Origin of the sequence: Agrobacterium sp. El2ro-1b, from assembly GCF_048298475.1 — a bacterium.
In the GTDB taxonomy this organism is placed as follows: domain Bacteria; phylum Pseudomonadota; class Alphaproteobacteria; order Rhizobiales; family Rhizobiaceae; genus Agrobacterium; species Agrobacterium fabrum.
On record NZ_CP103459.1, the window covers coordinates 149,611 to 166,971 of the forward strand.

Here is a 17,361-nt window from a genome sequence, read left to right on the forward strand (position 1 = left end):
GTTTGAATGGACAGGTATGTTTTAACCGCAGCCAGCCACCAGCAGCCTGAACCTTGTGGTTCAGCTTGAGTTAAGCCTTCCGGGCCTAATAAAACGCATCCAACACCATGAGCAGGCACACCATGCGGGTACTTCTTGTCGAAGACGACGGCGACCTTTCAAAGCGTATCGCGGCCAGCCTGCGCGCGGAGAATTTTGTCGTCGATATCGCACAGAATGGCGAGGACGCCGAACATGCCGGCCTGACCGAGCTTTACGACGTCGCCATTCTTGACCTCGGATTGCCCAGGATCGACGGGGTGTCGGTCCTGAAATCCTGGCGGGCGGCGCAGCGCAACCTGCCTGTGCTGGTGCTGACGGCGCGCGATGGCTGGCCGGACAAGGTGGCAAGCTTCAAGGCCGGGGCAGATGATTTCCTGACCAAGCCGTTCAAGGTCGAAGAACTCGTTCTGCGGCTGCGTGCACTCGTTCGCCGCGCCACCGGCCATGCCGCCTCCATCGTCACCTGCGGTTCGCTTGTCTTCGACGCGCAGCTTGGAACCTTCGAACAGAACGGCCTGCCGCTAAAGCTCACCGCACTGGAATGGCGCGTGCTCTCCTGCCTCATCCTGCGCAAGGAGGTGGTAGTTGATCGCCGTGAACTCATCGAACGGGTTTATGAAGGCGATGCGGAGGTCGATTCCAACTCCATCGAAGTCATCATCGCCCGCCTGCGGCGCAAGATCGGCGCCGAGCATATCGAGACCGTTCGTGGCCGCGGTTACATGTTGAAGGCCGAGCCATGAGCGAACCCAATATCAACCACGGACCTTCGATATCGCGCCGTTTGACGGTTTTTTCGGTGATTTTCGTCACCGCAAGCGTGATGATCGCTTCCATCATTCTTTACCTCATCGTAGCCGGCGTCGTGCGTGAACAGATCGACCAGCGGCTCGATACGCAGATCGAAGGCCTGCGCAGCGCCCTTTCCATCAACGAGGCCGGCCGCGTGACGCTGAATGCCGCCCTCGATGGCCCGCCTTTCGACAGGCGCGGCTCCGGCTGGTACTGGCAGATCCGTGGCGAGGGCATCGCCATCACCTCACGCTCGCTCGCCGGACAGAGCCTGGACAATCCACCCTCCCCCTTTAACTGGGGCAAGATGATAGGGCATGGGCCGCGTCCCGGCGTCAATGCCGAGCTTCACGGTCAGGACCTCTATCTTCGCTCCGTGCAGACCATGGTGGGCGCGAAACTCATCGACATCACTGCCACCGCACCCCGTTTTGCGCTCGTTGCGCCCGCCCGCAGTGCGCTTTTATGGCTGGTCCCCGCCATGACGCTGCTGGGCGTGAGTCTCGTCTCAGGCATCTTCCTGCAGGTGCGATACGGGCTTCGGCCGCTGCGGCAACTGACTGCTGACATTTCCTCGATTTCAGCCGGCACGCTGGATCGGTTGCCGGACGCGGAGGTGCAGGAACTTCGCCCTGCCTCCCGCGAGATAAACCGCCTCGTGCAGCAGAACAGCGAAAGGCTGACCGAGACGCGTCTGCATTTCGCCAATCTCGCCCATGGCCTGAAAACGCCGGTCACGAGCCTTTATCTCGCGCTCAACGATACCAACGACCCTGATAATACGATGCGGGCGCTGGTGGACAGGATCGACCAGAGAATCCGCCATCATCTAGCGCGCGCCCGCAAAACCGCTGCCGGTGGCGTGGCTGCGGCAACGCCGGTCAGGCCGAGGGTCGACGATATCGTCGAGATCATGACGCATATATATGCGGACCGGGGTGTCGTCGCGACTGTGGAGGTGGATGACACGTTGCGGGCGCAGGTCGGGCCTGAAGATCTGGACGAGATCATCGGCAACATCACGGACAATGCCTTCAAATGGGCAAAGGGTCGGGTCGGAATTTCTGCCCGCCAAACGGGGCGCGATATACTGCTCACGATCTCGGACGATGGCCCCGGCATAGACAACGCTCTCGTCGCAGAGGTATTCGAGGCCGGCAGACGCATGGACGAGACCGTGCCGGGAGACGGTTTCGGTCTTACCATCGTCAAGGAACTTGTCGAACTTCACGGCGGCAGGATCAGCATGGAGCGCAATGGCGATGGCGGGCTCTCCTGCCTGCTCACCCTGCCCTCTGCAATATGATGCTGCCAAATCGCAGGCTGCCGTTGGAGAATCTTCTGCTCAGGGCCTGAAACAAATCCGGGCAGCACAGGGCTGCCCGGAGAATGTCAAAGGCGTCAGTAATCAGCCGAACAGCGCAAGGCTACTCTTCACCGTCACCCATACACCCCAGAGCAGCGGAATGCCGACCGCGGCCCAGGCCAGAGCCGCCTTGGCATCCAGCCCGCCGCGACCGATACCGAAAGAGCCGGTGGGGCCCGCATTGGCAGCCGCCGTCTTCGCCTGCAATGCCGCGACCTCCGCGTCGGACATGAACCACTTATCGGCGAGCGGTCGCACGAAGGCATTGGCGATAAGGCCAATCGCCAGCATGCCGGCCAGGATATACATCGTGCTGGTATAAAGTGCAGGGCCCGGAGCAACGCCCGCCGCGATCTGTGCCTCGCGGATATAGTTGACGACCACGGGTCCGGCGATGCCGGCCGTCGCCCACGCCGTCAGCAGGCGGCCATGGATTGCGCCCACGAACTGCGTGCCGAAAATATCGGCGAGATAGGCGGGAATGGTCGCGAAACCACCGCCATACATGGAGAGGATGATGCCGAAGGCGAGCACGAAGAGCGCCTTATTGCCCATCGTCGCCAGCGTCGGTGCCAGCGCATAGAGAATGATGCCGAGAACGAAGAAGCAGAAATAGGTGTTCTTGCGTCCGATCTTATCGGACATCGACGCCCAGAAGAAACGACCGCCGATGTTGAACAGCGACAGGAGCCCGGTGAACCCGGCGGCAATCGCTGCGATCTGTGCCTTCTGTCCCGCATCGAGATCGGCAAAACCGACACCCGGCAGGCCGATCAGCGAACCGGCGAAGATTTCCTGCAACATCGGCGAGGCCATGCCGATGACGCCGATACCCGCCGAAACATTGAGGCAGAGAACAGCCCAGATCAACCAGAACTGCGGTGTCTTGTGCGCATCACGCAGGTGGACGTGGCGGGTGGTAATCATGGCGCTTTTGGCCGCCGGTGCCGTCCAGCCTTCCGGACGCCAGCCGGCCGGGGGAATGCGATAACCGAAGGCGCCCGCCATCATGAAGACGAAATAGATCACCGCCATGATAACAAAGGTCTGCCAGACGCCAACGGAGGTTTCCGTCTTGAAGGTATTCATCAGCAGATTGGCGAGCGGCGCACCGATCATCGCACCACCCCCGAAGCCCATAATGGCCATGCCTGTCGCCATGCCGCGACGGTCCGGGAACCATTTGATCAGGGTCGAAACAGGGGAAATATAACCGAGGCCGAGGCCGACACCGCCGATGACGCCCGCACCCAGCCACATCAGCCACAGTTGATGGGTCATGACGCCGAGAGCCGCCACGAGAATGCCGCCGCACCAGCAGCAGGCGGAGACGAAACCCGCCTTGCGGGGTCCTACCCGTTCCAGCCAGCCGCCCCAAATGGCCGCCGAGCAGCCGAGAAGCACGAAGAACAGCGTATAAATCCAGCCGAGATCGGCCACGCGCCAGTTGCACTCCGTGGTAAAGAGCGCGCCCATCAGGGTCAGACTGGAGCAGCTCGGATCGGTAACCGGCAGCGCCTTCGATAGGGGCAGCCAGAAAACGCTGAAACCATAGGCCATGCCGATGCACAGATGGATGGCAAGAGCTGCCGGCGGCACCAGCCAGCGATTGAACCCCGGTCTTGCGATTATTCGTTCGCGGTCCAGCAAACCCGCTTGGGCCGCCCCTCCCGCTGTGACACCTGCTACTGCCATCGACATTTCCTCCCTCGTGGATGTCAGGACATTTCATTCGCCCCGCCAGGCGAACATTGATACCGCCGAACGTCCTCCCGTGCGGCGGCAAGCTTTATGGGACAGCGTCCCGATCAGGCGCGCGTCGTTTCCGGCACGCTCGGTTCCGAAAGCGATTCACCCGCAATCGGCCCCTTGCCGCCCGGCGCGCCCTTGGCATCGTCGCCGAGCCCCACGGCACCGGCTGCCGGCGCATCAGGCCTTCTGATCTCTTTCGATGCGGCAAGCACGAGCGGCAGGAAATCACCGGCGCCGGCATCCACCATCTCGAAGAAGCGGCGGCGCATGCGCGGTTCCCAGAATTTATTGATATGGGTGGCAACACCGTCCACACGAATATCTTCCGGCTGCGACAGGAAAAACGTCGCGATCTGGTTCGCCATCCTCACCAGCTTTTCATCCGTGTGATTGAGCAACATGACCTACTCCCCGCGCCAGCTCCTCGGCCAGCGCCTCCATGAATGAAAAGGCCGGGACCAGGCCCGGCCCCCGATTATTCCGCAGCTTCAAGCTTGCCGGCGATCCGGCGGGACTGACGCGCGAGCGCATCATATTCTTCCTGCCATTCCGTCGGCCCGTTGGAGGGCGAAATCTGAACCGCCGTCACCTTGTATTCGGGACAGTTGGTCGCCCAGTCGGAAAAGTCGGTGGTGATGACGTTCGCCTGCGTGCCGGGGTGATGGAAGGTCGTATAGACCACGCCGGGTGCCACACGGTCGGTGATCAGCGCCCGGAGCGTCGTATCGCCCGATCGGCTGACGAGCTTGATCCAGTCGCCATCCTTTACGCCGCGCTGTTCGGCGTCGTGCGGATGGATTTCCAGCCGATCCTCCTCATGCCAGACCACGTTTTCGGTGCGCCGTGTCTGCGCGCCGACATTATATTGCGACAGGATGCGGCCGGTGGTGAGCAGCAGCGGGAAACGCGGACCGGTGCGTTCATCCGTCGCCACATATTCGGTGCGGATGAATTTGCCCTTGCCGCGCACGAAGCCATCCACATGCATGATCGGCGACCCCTCGGGGAATTTTTCGTTGCAGGGCCACTGCACCGAGCCTTTCTCTTCCAGATAGGCGTAGGAAACGCTGGCAAAGCTTGGCGTCGTTGCCGCGATTTCGTCCATGATCTCGGAGGGATGCGTGTAGTTCCAGGCAAGGCCCATAGCCTGTGCCAGCTTCTGGGTCACTTCCCAGTCGGCATAACCGTTCTTCGGCGACATGACCTTGCGCACGCGGTTGATGCGGCGCTCCGCATTGGTAAAGGTGCCGTCCTTTTCGAGGAAGGTGGAACCCGGCAGGAACACATGGGCATAATTCGCCGTCTCGTTCAGGAAGAGATCGTGCACGACAACACATTCCATGGCCGCAAGGCCGGCGGATACGTGTTTGGTGTCCGGGTCGGACTGGAGAATATCCTCACCCTGGATGTAGATGCCTTTGAAGCTGCCATCCACGGCGGCGTCCAGCATGTTGGGAATACGCAGCCCCGGTTCTTTGTTGAGCTTCACGCCCCAGAGTTTCTCGAACACGTCGCGTGTCGCATCGTCGGAAATATGGCGATAGCCCGGCAGCTCGTGCGGGAAAGACCCCATGTCGCAGGAACCCTGCACATTGTTCTGACCGCGCAGCGGATTGACGCCCACACCCGGGCGGCCGATGTTGCCCGTGACCATGGCGAGGTTGGCGATCGCCATGACGGTGGTCGAACCCTGGCTGTGTTCGGTGACACCGAGACCGTAATAGATCGCGCCATTGCCGCCCTGGGCATAAAGCCGGGCCGCACCGCGCAATTCTTCCGCCGGAACATCGGTGTAGGCTTCCGTTTCTTCCGGGCTGTGCTGCGGCTCGGCAACGAAGGCTGCCCAGTCTTCGAATTCCGACCAGTCGCAGCGTTCGCGAATAAAGGCCTCGTTGAACAGCCCTTCGGTGACGATCACGTGCGCCAGCGACGTCAGCACTGCGACATTCGTTCCGGGCTTCAGCGGCAGGTGGAAAGCGGCCTCCACATGCGGGGTGCGCACAAGATCAATACGGCGCGGATCGATGACGATCAGTTTGGCGCCCTGACGCAGCCGTTTCTTCAGCCGCGAGCCGAACACCGGATGACCGTCGGTCGGATTGGCGCCGATGACGAGCACCACGTCGGATTGTTCGACGCTGTCGAAATTCTGCGTGCCTGCGGAGGTGCCGAAGGCCTGGCCGAGGCCATAACCTGTCGGCGAATGGCAGACGCGGGCGCAGGTATCGACGTTATTATTGCCGAAGCCGGCGCGAACGAGTTTCTGCACGAGGAAGGTTTCCTCATTCGTGCAGCGCGACGAGGTGATGCCACCGATGGATTCCCGGCCATACTTGCCCTGAATGCGCCGAAACTCCGAAGCAACATAGGCAAAGGCCGCATCCCAGCTCACCTCCCGCCAGGGATCGCCGATGTTCTCGCGGATCATCGGGTTGAGAATGCGATCCCTGTGGGTCGCATAACCATAGGCGAAGCGACCCTTGACGCAGGAATGGCCGCGGTTTGCCTGCCCGTCCTTCCACGGCACCATGCGCACCAGCTCCTCGCCGCGCATTTCCGCTTTAAAGGAGCAACCGACGCCGCAATAGGCGCAGGTGGTCACCATCGAATGCTCCGGCTGGCCGATCTCGATCACCGATTTTTCGGTGAGCGTCGCTGTCGGACAGGCCTGAACGCAGGCGCCGCAGGAAACGCAGTCGGAATCAAGAAACGCCTCGTGCGCACCGGGCGACACGCGGCTTTCGAAACCACGGCCTTCGATCGTCAGCGCAAAGGTGCCCTGCACTTCCTCGCAAGCCCGCACGCAGCGGGAACAGACGATGCATTTGGACGGATCATAGGTGAAATAGGGATTGCTTTCGTCCTTCGGCATCCAGCGGGCATTGAGATCGCCCCCTCCAGTGCGGGACTTGACGTGGTTGTCGCCCTCATAGCCGTAACGCACGTCGCGAAGGCCGACCGCGCCCGCCATGTCCTGTAATTCGCAATCGCCATTGGCGGCGCAGGTCAGACAGTCGAGCGGGTGGTCGGAGATATAAAGCTCCATCACGCCCTTACGGATCTGCTTCAGCCGCTCGGTCTGGGTATGCACGACAAGACCGGCAGCAACCGGCGTGGTGCAGGAGGCGGGGGTGCCGTTGCGGCCCTCCACCTCGATAAGACAGAGGCGACAGGAACCGAAGGCATCCACCATGTCGGTAGCGCAGAGTTTCGGCACATCGATGCCGGCTTCGCGCGAGGCGCGCATGATCGAGGTTCCGGCCGCAACGGTCACCTGCCGACCGTCGATCGTGAGCGTCACCATATCAGTCGCATTGGATTTCGGGGTGCCGTAGTCGAATTCGGTTACAAGGGCCATGGTCTTACTCCGCCGCTTCAACACGTGGGATGGGGGCAAAATCTTGCGGAAAATGTCTGAGCGCGCTCATGACGGGATAGGGCGTGAAACCGCCCAGCGCGCAAAGCGACCCAAATTTCATGGTTTCGCAGAGATCTTCGAGCAGCGCCGTGTTTTTCTCCCGCTCGATGCCAAGCGCGATCTTGTCCACCGTCTCGACGCCGCGCGTCGAGCCGATACGACAGGGCGTGCACTTGCCGCAGCTTTCGACCGCGCAGAATTCAAGGGCGAACCTCGCCTGATGCAGCATATCGGCAGTGTCGTCGAAAACCACGATCCCGGCGTGTCCGATAAGACCGCCAGCCGCCGTGAACGCTTCGTAGTCAAAGATCGTATCGAACAGCGACACCGGAAAATAGGCGCCGAGCGGGCCGCCCACCTGCACCGCTTTGACGGGGCGGCCGGTGATCGTGCCGCCACCAATATCATTCACCAGCTGACCGAGGGACAAGCCGAAGGCGGTTTCGTAAAGCCCGCCATACCTGATATTTCCGGCGAGCTGGATGGGGATGGTGCCATGCGACCGGCCGACGCCGAAATCGCGATAGAAAGCGGCACCGCGATCCATGATGACCGGGATGGACGCCAGCGAAATCACGTTGTTGACAACGGTCGGCTTGCCGAACAGGCCCTGCAATGCCGGCAGCGGCGGTTTGGCGCGCACCGTGCCACGTTTGCCTTCGAGGCTGTTCAGGAGCGAGGTTTCCTCGCCGCAGACATAGGCGCCGGCACCCATGCGCACTTCCATGTCGAAGGCGCGGCCGGAACCGAGGACGGAGGACCCAAGAATGCCCTCACGCCTCGCGATCTCGATCGCCTTTTCCATAACCTTGATGGCGTAGGGATATTCCGAACGGGTATAGATGAAGCCCTTTGTGGCACCAACGGCAAGGCCGGCAATCGCCATGCCCTCGATCAGCACGAAGGGGTCGCCTTCCATGATCATGCGGTCGGCGAAGGTGCCGCTGTCGCCCTCATCGGCATTGCAGACGATATATTTCTGGTCTGCCATCGCATCCGCGACGGTCTTCCACTTGATGCCGGTCGGGAATCCCGCGCCGCCGCGTCCACGCAGGCCGCTTTCAGTGACCTGCGCGACGATAGCGAGCGGCTCCATGGTGACGGCTTTTTCTAGGCCTTTCATGCCCTGATAGGCGCGGTAATCCTCAAGCGACAGCGGGTCGGTCACGCCGCATCGGGCAAATGTCAGGCGCGTCTGGTTTTTCAGGAAGGGAATGTCCTTCGTCGGCCCAAGACAGAGACGGTGATCGCCACCGGCAAGAAAATCTGCATCGAAAAGCGACGTGACATCGGTGGCCTTTACCGGCCCGTAGGCGATACGGCCATGCTCGGTGCGCACTTCCACCAGCACCTCGAGCCAAAGCATGCCGCGCGAACCGTTACGGACAATATGGACGTCGAGATTGCGGCTGGCCGCCTCTCGGGCGATGGCGTCAGCTACACGGTTTGCGCCAACGGCAAGTGCGGCGGAATCGCCGGGAACAAAAACGGTGACACTCATCGGCGCGCCTCCGTCAGAATGTCGCCAAGACAGTCTTCGTCCAGTCTCGCATGGACCTCACCATCAAGCATCAGGGCCGGCGCCTGCGCGCAAAGCCCGAGACAGAAAACCGGTTCCAGCGTGACGGAACCGTCAGCAGCAGTCTCGTGCCAGTCAAGGCCAAGGCGGTTCTTGATGGTTTCCGCAAGAGGCTCGCCACCCATCGACTGGCAAGCCTCGGCGCGACAGAGCTTTAAGACATGTCGGCCTTGGGGATGATCGCGAAAATCGGGATAGAAGGTGACGACGCCATGAACTTCCGCGCGCGATATGTTCAGCGCGGAGGCGATGATCTGCTTGGCGCTCTCCGGGATATAACCGAATTCTTCCTGCACGGCGTGCAGAATGGGCAGCAAAGGCCCCTCCAGGTGAAGACATTCGTCGATAACAGCGGAAACACGGGCCGCCTCATCTGCGGTAACCGCTCTGATATTCATAAGCCAGTCCTCCCAAACCGACAGGGGCAAGGAATGATGAGCGGGATATGGTGAAATCCCGTCGCAGCCCTGCATTGGCTGAAAGAATGGCGAGATCGGCGGGATCAGGTCAATAATCAGTTTCCGTCGTTTGATAGGAAATTCCTATCAAACGCTTTTTCCGCCGCTCGCTGGCGGGCTTCATGAAGCAGCGCCGAGACGAGCGGCGTGTGTGGTTCCCGGTGTGTGGCAATCAGGCCGACCAGATGTTCGGCGTCCGGTTCGGTGATCGGTATGATTTTTATCTGTTTTGGAAAACCAAATGATTCCGCAAGGTTACGTGGCATTATTGAAGCCCATTGTCCGGTTCGGATATGGGAGAAGAGCACGATCATGGAGTTGGATTCCAGTGTCGGCTTTGCCTCCACACCGGCCTCTGCCATGTGTTTGTTGATGATGCGTCGGTTCTGCATATCCGGCGTCAATAGGCATAACCTAAGACCCGACACTTGCTTCCAGGTAACGCTTTCCTGATCGGCGAGCGGCGTTCCACCTGCTGTTATGAGGTGATATCGCTCGGAATAAAGCGGCACCGTGGTCACGCGCCCCAGCGGTTCGTTGTCGAGATAGCTGATTCCCGCATCGATCTCGAGATTTTCGATCTGCCCCAGCACCTGAAGCGACGTGCGTGACGTGACGGAAAAGGTCACATCGGGATGGCGCGCCTGGAACGATTCCGTCAATCGCGGCACCATCGCAAGCGCGGTCGGAATAACGGCAAGGCGAATATGTCCAGCAAGGCCCTTGCGGGCTGCCCGCATTTCTTCCCGCATGGTGCGGGTATCGCCGACGATACGACGCGCCCATTCCAGCACACGCTGGCCCTCTGGCGTCAGCCCCTGATACCGCGCCGCACGCACCACAAGACCGACACCCAGCTGGTCCTCCAATTGCCGGATTGCGGCCGACAGGCTGGGCTGGGAGACACCACACTCCTCCGCCGCCCGGCCGAAATGTTCCGCCCGCGCCAATGCAATGAAAAATTCCAGCTTGTCGATCATACGCTCTCCCCCGCGGCGCGATCACTTGACCGGTGCGCGCGGGAGAACACTAGAACGTGGCGGCAGCGCCCGCAAATGGCGGCAGGCATTTTCCTGCAAACTAGGCGCAGGCGACGAGGGCCGGCCCCTTTACGCGTGGATAGCCATAGGCATTGACTTTCGAGGTCGCATAACCGGCGCCGACCAGTGCTTCGGCAAGCTTTATCGCAGCCGTAACGCCATCGATGACGGGCACGCCGGTGGCATCCCGCAGGCGGTCGCAGAGCGACGACATGCCGGCGCAGCCAAGAATGATCGCCTCTGCCGCATCCTCACGCTTGGCGGCCTCGATTTCGCGGCGAAGCAGGGCTTCCGCAACCTCTGGATCCTCCTCAAGCCCGAGAACCGGCAGGTCGATCGCGCGCACCTTTCGGCAATAGCGTTGGGCGCCATAATCTTCCACCAGATCTTCGATGATCGGTATGGACCGTGGCAGCGTCGTGATGATCGAAAAACGCCGGCTGATCGTCATCGCCACCTGCACAGCCGCCTGGCAGATGCCGATGACCGGCCCCCGCGCCACTTCGCGCGCAGCGTGAAGTCCCGGATCGTCGAAACAGGCGATCACATAGGCATCCACGCCATGCGCCTCGCCCTTGCGGATTTCCGCCAGAAGCCCGGGAAGGGCCATGGCCTCATCCGCCTGCCCTTCGATGCTGACGGGGGTATCGACAGGATTTGCCGCAGAGACGTGGGTCTCCTTCTGCTTGACTCGCAAGGCGCTATCGAGGGCCTGCGCGGTCATGGAGGCGGTGGAATTGGGATTGATCAAACGAATATGCATCGCACGCATCCTGAATAGCCTTCACTTGCCGTCAGGCGTGGTGAAATCGGTGATTGGTGGCGCCTTCAGAACGAACTGGCGATCCGAGGTGATGTAATTGTCGGCGTGAAGCCGGGCGATCGGCTGGTAGCGATCGGGATCGACATAACGCCCCTCTTCATCGAGGCACTCATTATGGACATGCATGTGCACCACTTCACCCAGCACCAGCGTGCGGCGCGGGTAATCGATCAGTCGCTCGACGCGGCACTCGAATGCACAGGGTGATTGCGCGGCATAACTCGCATCGATCTTGCTGCAGGGCTTGGCCGTCAGTTGCGCCATCGACATTTCGTCGACTTCATTGTCAAAGCCGAGGCCGCAGATGAGCATCTGATCCGACAGCGCCATATCCACCATATTGATGACGAACTCGCCGGTGCGGCGGATATTCACCATCGTATCCTTCTCCTCGCCGCTCAGCTTGGGCTGAATCCCGAGGACAACGATGGGCGGATCATGCGAAAAAACGTTGAAGAAGCTCATCGGTGCCGCATTGTTATGGCCCGCTTCCGAACGGGTCGTCACAAGCGCGATCGGTCGCGGACCGATAAAATTCGTCAGAAGGCGGTAGCGGCTCTGGGGCTCAAGCGCGCTGAAATCGAATTCCATGATCGGCATCCTAGTTTAGTCTACAATTATCTTTCATATTGTTGACAATGTTGCAACCAAAATCCCGTTGATACGGTTGACTTTTTCATTCACATCACGCTTCTCTAAGGCGATTGGGGAGTATGTCGAATGACCGAGCAGGCCGGCCCGTCCACGCAGCAGATTGTCGAGAAAGTATGGCTTTCGATTGCCGAACGCCGGTTGCGTCCGGGCGTGCAGCTGAAAGAAGAGCAACTGGCGACAATCTTTAGCGTCAGCCGCGCAAGAATCCGCCAGGCTTTGTCCGTTCTTGAGCGTGACGGGCTGGTGACCATCGTTCCCAATCGCGGCGCTTTCGTCTCCAAACCTTCGGTCGAGGAAGCCCGCGATGTCTTCTTCGTACGCCGTACCGTCGAGCAATGCGTCGTCGAAAGACTGTGCAGGTCCGCCACCAAAACCGATCTCAAAAAGCTACGCGACCATGTGGCCAAGGAGCGTGTGGCCAATACCAAAAACGTCACGACCGACATCATCAAGCTTTCCGGCGGGTTCCACCTGCTGCTTGCGGAAACGCTCGGTTCTGATTTCCTCTTTACCACCATGCGCGACCTCATTTCCCGCTCGTCGCTCATTACCGCCGTTTACCGTAACACGGATCGCTTCAACTGCGGCCCGGACGAACATGCCGAAATCGTCGATGCGATTGCCAACAATGATCCGTCGCGAGCCATCCATCTGATGACCCACCACCTGGAGCATGTGGAAGCGGAACTCGATCTCAGCGAAATCCGCGACCTTTCCCACGACCTGCGCGCCGCCCTCGGCTGATCCCCTTCTCAGGCGCGCTGTCGCTGGCCTGCCCATTCCGTATCATCTTCAACCAGATGGCAGGCGACCCGCGTGCCGTTGGCAAGGCTTTTCACCTTCGGCACTTCTGCCGAACATTGCGCTGTTGCGAGCGGACAACGGGGGTGAAACGCGCAGCCCGAAGGCGGCTTCAAAGGGCTCGGAACTTCACCTGCAACAATCTCCCGGTCCCGCTGCGGGGTCTTGATATTGGGGATCGTCTGGAGAAGCAGCCGGGTATAGGGATGGCGCGGATTGGCGAAAAGCTCTTCTGTATCGCCCTCCTCCACGATCCGCCCGAGATACATGACCGCAATGCGGTCCGACATGTGGCGGACAACACTCATGTCGTGGCTGATGAAGAGATAGGTGAGGCCAAGTTCATCCTGCAGGCGGCGCATGAGATTGAGCACCTGTGCCTGCACCGAAACGTCGAGCGCCGATGTCGGCTCGTCACAGACGAGAAATTCCGGTTCGCTCGCCAATGCACGGGCGATCGAGATGCGCTGGCGTTGGCCACCGGAAAATTCATGCGGAAATTTTTCGCCATCGGAGGCCGACAGGCCTACGGTCTTGAGAAGCTCCTCCACACGCTCCATCGTCTCCGCCTTCGTCGCGCGCAGCTTCAGCTCGCGGATCGGTTCGGCGATGATGTTCTTCACCCGCCAACGCGGATTGAGCGAAGCATAGGGATCCTGGAAGATCATCTGCGCCGACAGGGGTTTGCCGTTACCGCCCGACGCGAATTGGAACGCGCCGGCGCTTGGCCGGAAAAGCCCGGTCACCAGGCGGGCAACGGTCGATTTGCCGCAGCCGCTTTCACCGACGATGCTGAGACAGCCGCCGGCCGGAACGGCAAAATCGATATCGTTGACCGCCTGGACGAACTGCCGGGGTTTGCGCTCGATGATGCGGTTGAGCAGCGGAGCCGACACGTCGAAGGTTTTCGTCAGGCCTTTGACAGTCAAGGCCGGCTGATGGGACGCTGCTTTATGGGATGTTGATTGTGTCATGCTGTGCCTCCTGCGTTCAGCCAGCACGCACTGGCACCATTGCCGACGGTTTCAAGTTCAGGCCGTTGCCGCAGACAGCGCGGCCCCGCAAAACCACAGCGGGGATTAAACGCACATCCGGGCGGGATCGCATCGAGACGCGGCATCGCCCCGTCAATCTGGTTGAGCCGCTCCACCCGCGCGCCAAGCGACGGAATGGAGGCCATCAGGCCCTGCGTATAGGGGTGGCGCGGTTCGTGCAGCACCTGCTCGACCGGCCCGACTTCGATCAGCCGGCCGGCATAAAGCACGGCCACGCGGTCGGCGGCCTCGGCGATGACGCCCATGTCATGAGTGACGAGCATAACCGCCGTCTGCTTCTCCTTGCACAGCCGGCGCAGCAGCGAAATGATCTGCGCCTGGATCGAGACATCGAGCGCGGTCGTCGGCTCATCGGCGATGATGAGCTTCGGCGAGGCCGAAAGGGCGAGTGCAATCACGACACGCTGGCGCATGCCACCGGAAAACTGGTGCGGATAATGATCGATACGATCCGCAGGCGACGGAATGCCGACATCCCTAAGCAACTGAATGGCGCGTGCACGCGCATCCGCCTTCGACAACGGCAGGTGCTGGCGGATTGTCTCCACAAGCTGGGCGCCAACCGTGAAGAGCGGATTGAGCGAGGTCAACGGGTCCTGAAAAATCGCGCCTATCTCACGACCGCGAATACTCTCCATCGCCCGGTCATCCAGCTGATCGATACGGCGCGACCCGAGCCAGATTTCACCATCGGCAATACGGCCGGGCTTTTCGAGCAGGCCTTGTATGGCGAGACCTGTCATCGATTTCCCGGCACCGGATTCGCCAACGACACCCAGAATTTCGCCGGGCCTGATCGAAAGGCTGATATCGGAAAGCGCGGTAACGGTGCCCCGCCGACCGGGAAACTCGACCTTGAGATTGCGGACATCGATGACCGATTGGTTCATTTCAACCATGTTGGGCGACCTCCACCGGATAGCTCGGAGGGAAAATTTCGGAAACGGGCGGATTTGCCCAGCTCCGTTCGGGATATTTGGCAATCAGACGATCAAACTGCGCCTGCGCTTGTTCGCGGGCACGCCGCATGTCGATATGGGCGACCTGTCTTTCGCGCATGGAAAGACGACCATCGACAAAAACGACTCTCGTGACCTTGCCTGAACCGCCGGTCACAAGCGTCGTGATCGGATCGACGCTGGGTGCCATGATGGCATCGTTCAGATCAAAGACTGCAATATCAGCCCTTGCGCCGCTTGAAAGATGACCGAGATCGGAGCGACCAAGTGCACGCGCGCCGCCGAGCGTCGCCGCATCGAAGAGATCGGCGCAGCGGATCTGGTCCGGAGCGCCGTCATTGATGCGACAGGTGATCAGACCGACAAGCAGGTTCATCAACATGTCCGCCGGCGCCGTATCCGTTCCCATCGCAATGTTAATGCCGCGTTTGCGGCAGGAGGAAAAGGACGAGAGCGTGCTGCCGCCGCGGCTCGAGACCAGCGGACAGTGGACGATCGACACGCCGTTCCCCGCATAAAGCGCCAGATCTTCTTCCGTCGCATTGGTGGCGTGCGGCGCGATCAGCCTTTCACTGAGCAGCCCGGCCTTGGCGAGCCAGACCGGCGCGGTCGAGCCGTGAAGCTTGCGAACCGTATCGACCTCCATGACGCCCTGCGCCATATGGAGACGGAACTTGCAGCCCAGTTCGCGGGCCGCTGCGTCGGTGCGCTCTATCAGGCCCAGTGTGGAGGTTTCCACCCGATCCGGCGCAAGCATGCCCCGCACCAGATCGCCGTGTCTTCCACTCTGCTTTTCGATGAAGGCAATTGCGTCTTTCAGGCCCTCAAAACCACGCTCTTCATCAAAGACCGGCACCATGCGACCCGGCTCTTCCAGCACCATGCCACCGGAGCGGAAGGCGGGGCTGAGATAAACGCGAAGGCCAAGTTCACCGGCTGCATCGGCGGCCGCCTCGAACTCCGCCACGGTCTCGCCCCACGTGCGATAAAACAGCGATGCGATTGGTGCCGCGGTGGTGATGCCGTTGAGGAGCAACTGACCGAAGGCGAAACGCTTCTGGAAAGCAAGCTCTTCCGCGGAATACATTTCATAGGGACCGGCCTCGACATAGGAGCGCGGCCAGACACGGCCCTTCGCCCAGCCCGGATGATGATCGATGCCGAGGATCGTCGTATCGAGATCGGAGAGCGCGTCGAGATCGATCAGGCCGGGGCTGACGAGAGCATTGCCGAAATCGATACGCCGGGCGACCTCGCCGGGAAATCCATGTCCGACAAAGAGAATTTCACCATTCTCGAAGACAACCTCACCGTTTTTGAGCAGCCGGTGCGATCCGTCCTTGTGCCCGACAACCCAGCTGGCTGTCAGCAAGGTCCGTCCTTCAGGCCTCTCGCCGAGTTGCAAAGAGTTGAGAGTGTCACTCATCACGGCGCCTCCACGATGGCGTTGCCGTTTCTGGCGGTGACACGGCCGCCTTTGACCACCAGCGGCCGCGGCGCGATATCGACAACGGCATGCGCCAGTGTTTCACCGGTCAGCAGGGTAAAGTCGGCAGCACAGCCGATCTCCATGCCGTAATCTTCAATACCCATGACATCGGCGCCGCCCTTGGAAACGACGTGCAGCACATGCGCAAGTTCGACATCCGAGCGCAGGCCGTTTTTCATGCCGATGATCTTGGCACGATCCAGCATGTCCGGCTGTCCCCACGGACCCCATGTATCGCGGATACCATCGCAGCCGCCGCCAACGCGCACGCCCGCTTCCTTGAGGCGCATGATCGACGGCACGCTTGCCGATGGCGCACCCGTGGTCAGGATGGCGACGTCCAGCCTCGCGATCTCATCGATCAGCCTGCCGACGCGCAGATAGTCATTCATGCCGAGTGCAAAGGCATGGCTGATGGCGACATTGCCCTGCATGCCGTTTGCCCGAATGCGCTCGAAGATAAGCTCCATGGTGAAGGCGCCGAGGTCGGCGGCTTCATGCAGGTGGATATCGATCGGGACGCCGTGTTTTGTTGCCAGTTGGAAAAGAATGTCCAGCTGGCCCTTCGGATCGCGGTCGATGCCGCAGGGGTCGATGCCGCCAAGCACCTCGCAGCCCTGCTTCAGGGCTTCATCGAGAAGCTCCACCGTGCCGGGCATGACCATGACACCGGATTGCGGGAAAGCGACAACCTCGATGTCGATGATACCATCAAGTTTTTCGCGCGTTTCCCAGATGCCTTCGACCAGTTTCAGCCCGTGGGTGGGGTCGATATCGACGTGGCTGCGAATATGCGTGCCGCCATTGGCCGCAAGCCCGATCGCATGGCGCATGGACTGGCGATGCGGATCGATGCCGATCTGAACGCGGTTTTCCCGCTCGAAATCGATCCGCTCGCGCAGGATGGCGGCGCGGTTGTTGACGTGCCAGGGCATGCCCCACGTCGTCTTGTCCAGATGCGTGTGGGCATCGATGAGACCGGGAACGGCGATTGAACCCTTGCCATCCTCGACCGGGAGGCCGGGTTCGGCGTCGAACTTTCCGAAGCCGGTAATCTTGCCGTTCCTGATCATGATGTCGCAGGCTTCGCCCGCCATGGGCCGAACGTTGCGCAGAAGAAGATCGTGCATGGA

Annotated in this window: 15 protein-coding genes; 3 read left to right on the top strand and 12 right to left on the bottom strand. The window is 60.8% G+C overall.

The genetic code is table 11. The features are described from left to right. The first annotated feature begins 122 nt into the window (after window positions 1–122). Window positions 123–785, top strand: coding sequence for a response regulator transcription factor (locus NYR50_RS15020; protein WP_035214788.1), 663 nt, complete (start codon window positions 123–125; stop codon window positions 783–785). Then, window positions 782–2,140 carry a sensor histidine kinase gene (locus tag NYR50_RS15025; RefSeq protein ID WP_418137434.1) on the top strand — a complete coding sequence of 453 codons (1,359 nt, stop codon included), beginning with the start codon at window positions 782–784 and terminating at the stop codon, window positions 2,138–2,140. Before NYR50_RS15020 ends, NYR50_RS15025 begins: the two co-directional genes overlap by 4 nt. 102 nt (window positions 2,141–2,242) lie before the next feature. On the opposite strand, the gene NYR50_RS15030 is transcribed toward NYR50_RS15025, so the two are convergent. From NYR50_RS15030 to NYR50_RS15065, 8 genes are all read right to left on the bottom strand, one after another. Further along, complete coding sequence (locus tag NYR50_RS15030; RefSeq protein WP_418137435.1) at window positions 2,243–3,895, bottom strand: OFA family MFS transporter; 1,653 nt, start codon at window positions 3,893–3,895, stop codon at window positions 2,243–2,245. A gap of 113 nt (window positions 3,896–4,008) precedes the next feature. Then, the gene (locus NYR50_RS15035; RefSeq protein WP_418137436.1) at window positions 4,009–4,353 is read right to left on the bottom strand and encodes a formate dehydrogenase subunit delta; all 345 of its coding nucleotides are present in this window, start codon (window positions 4,351–4,353) and stop codon (window positions 4,009–4,011) included. Between the two features lie 74 nt (window positions 4,354–4,427). Next, the gene (fdhF, locus tag NYR50_RS15040; RefSeq protein WP_418137438.1) at window positions 4,428–7,310 is read right to left on the bottom strand and encodes a formate dehydrogenase subunit alpha; all 2,883 of its coding nucleotides are present in this window, start codon (window positions 7,308–7,310) and stop codon (window positions 4,428–4,430) included. 4 nt (window positions 7,311–7,314) lie between these two features. Further along, window positions 7,315–8,871 (bottom strand): formate dehydrogenase beta subunit, encoded by a 1,557-nt coding sequence (locus tag NYR50_RS15045; protein WP_418137439.1) that lies wholly within the window; start codon window positions 8,869–8,871, stop codon window positions 7,315–7,317. Beyond that, complete coding sequence (locus tag NYR50_RS15050) at window positions 8,868–9,347, bottom strand: formate dehydrogenase subunit gamma (protein ID WP_418137440.1); 480 nt, start codon at window positions 9,345–9,347, stop codon at window positions 8,868–8,870. The genes NYR50_RS15045 and NYR50_RS15050 overlap by 4 nt, the downstream gene beginning before the upstream one ends. Window positions 9,348–9,463: 116 nt before the next feature. After that, entirely contained in the window at window positions 9,464–10,387 is a 924-nt protein-coding gene (locus NYR50_RS15055) for a LysR family transcriptional regulator (protein WP_010974087.1), read from the bottom strand. A 100-nt stretch (window positions 10,388–10,487) separates the two neighbouring features. Then, window positions 10,488–11,210, bottom strand: coding sequence for an aspartate/glutamate racemase family protein (locus NYR50_RS15060; protein ID WP_418137441.1), 723 nt, complete (start codon window positions 11,208–11,210; stop codon window positions 10,488–10,490). 21 nt (window positions 11,211–11,231) lie between these two features. Beyond that, on the bottom strand, window positions 11,232–11,861 hold the full coding sequence (locus tag NYR50_RS15065; RefSeq protein WP_418137442.1) for a flavin reductase family protein: 630 nt from the start codon (window positions 11,859–11,861) through the stop codon (window positions 11,232–11,234). Window positions 11,862–11,990: 129 nt separating this feature from the next. Here NYR50_RS15065 and NYR50_RS15070 point away from each other — a divergent pair, with 129 nt between their 5' ends. Next, entirely contained in the window at window positions 11,991–12,668 is a 678-nt protein-coding gene (locus NYR50_RS15070) for a GntR family transcriptional regulator (protein WP_174012192.1), read from the top strand. Between the two features lie 8 nt (window positions 12,669–12,676). Here NYR50_RS15070 and NYR50_RS15075 read toward each other — a convergent pair whose 3' ends face one another. From NYR50_RS15075 to NYR50_RS15090, 4 genes are read right to left on the bottom strand one after another with little or no spacing between them, the layout of a single operon-like run. Continuing rightward, complete coding sequence (locus NYR50_RS15075; RefSeq protein ID WP_418137443.1) at window positions 12,677–13,699, bottom strand: ABC transporter ATP-binding protein; 1,023 nt, start codon at window positions 13,697–13,699, stop codon at window positions 12,677–12,679. Then, window positions 13,696–14,679 carry an ABC transporter ATP-binding protein gene (locus NYR50_RS15080; protein ID WP_092733444.1) on the bottom strand — a complete coding sequence of 328 codons (984 nt, stop codon included), beginning with the start codon at window positions 14,677–14,679 and terminating at the stop codon, window positions 13,696–13,698. Before NYR50_RS15080 ends, NYR50_RS15075 begins: the two co-directional genes overlap by 4 nt. Next, complete coding sequence (locus tag NYR50_RS15085; RefSeq protein WP_418137444.1) at window positions 14,672–16,165, bottom strand: amidohydrolase family protein; 1,494 nt, start codon at window positions 16,163–16,165, stop codon at window positions 14,672–14,674. The genes NYR50_RS15080 and NYR50_RS15085 overlap by 8 nt, the downstream gene beginning before the upstream one ends. Further along, window positions 16,165–17,358: an amidohydrolase family protein gene (locus NYR50_RS15090; protein ID WP_418137445.1), complete on the bottom strand. Its 1,194-nt coding sequence runs from the start codon at window positions 17,356–17,358 to the stop codon at window positions 16,165–16,167. Before NYR50_RS15090 ends, NYR50_RS15085 begins: the two co-directional genes overlap by 1 nt. Window positions 17,359–17,361: the final 3 nt, after the last annotated feature.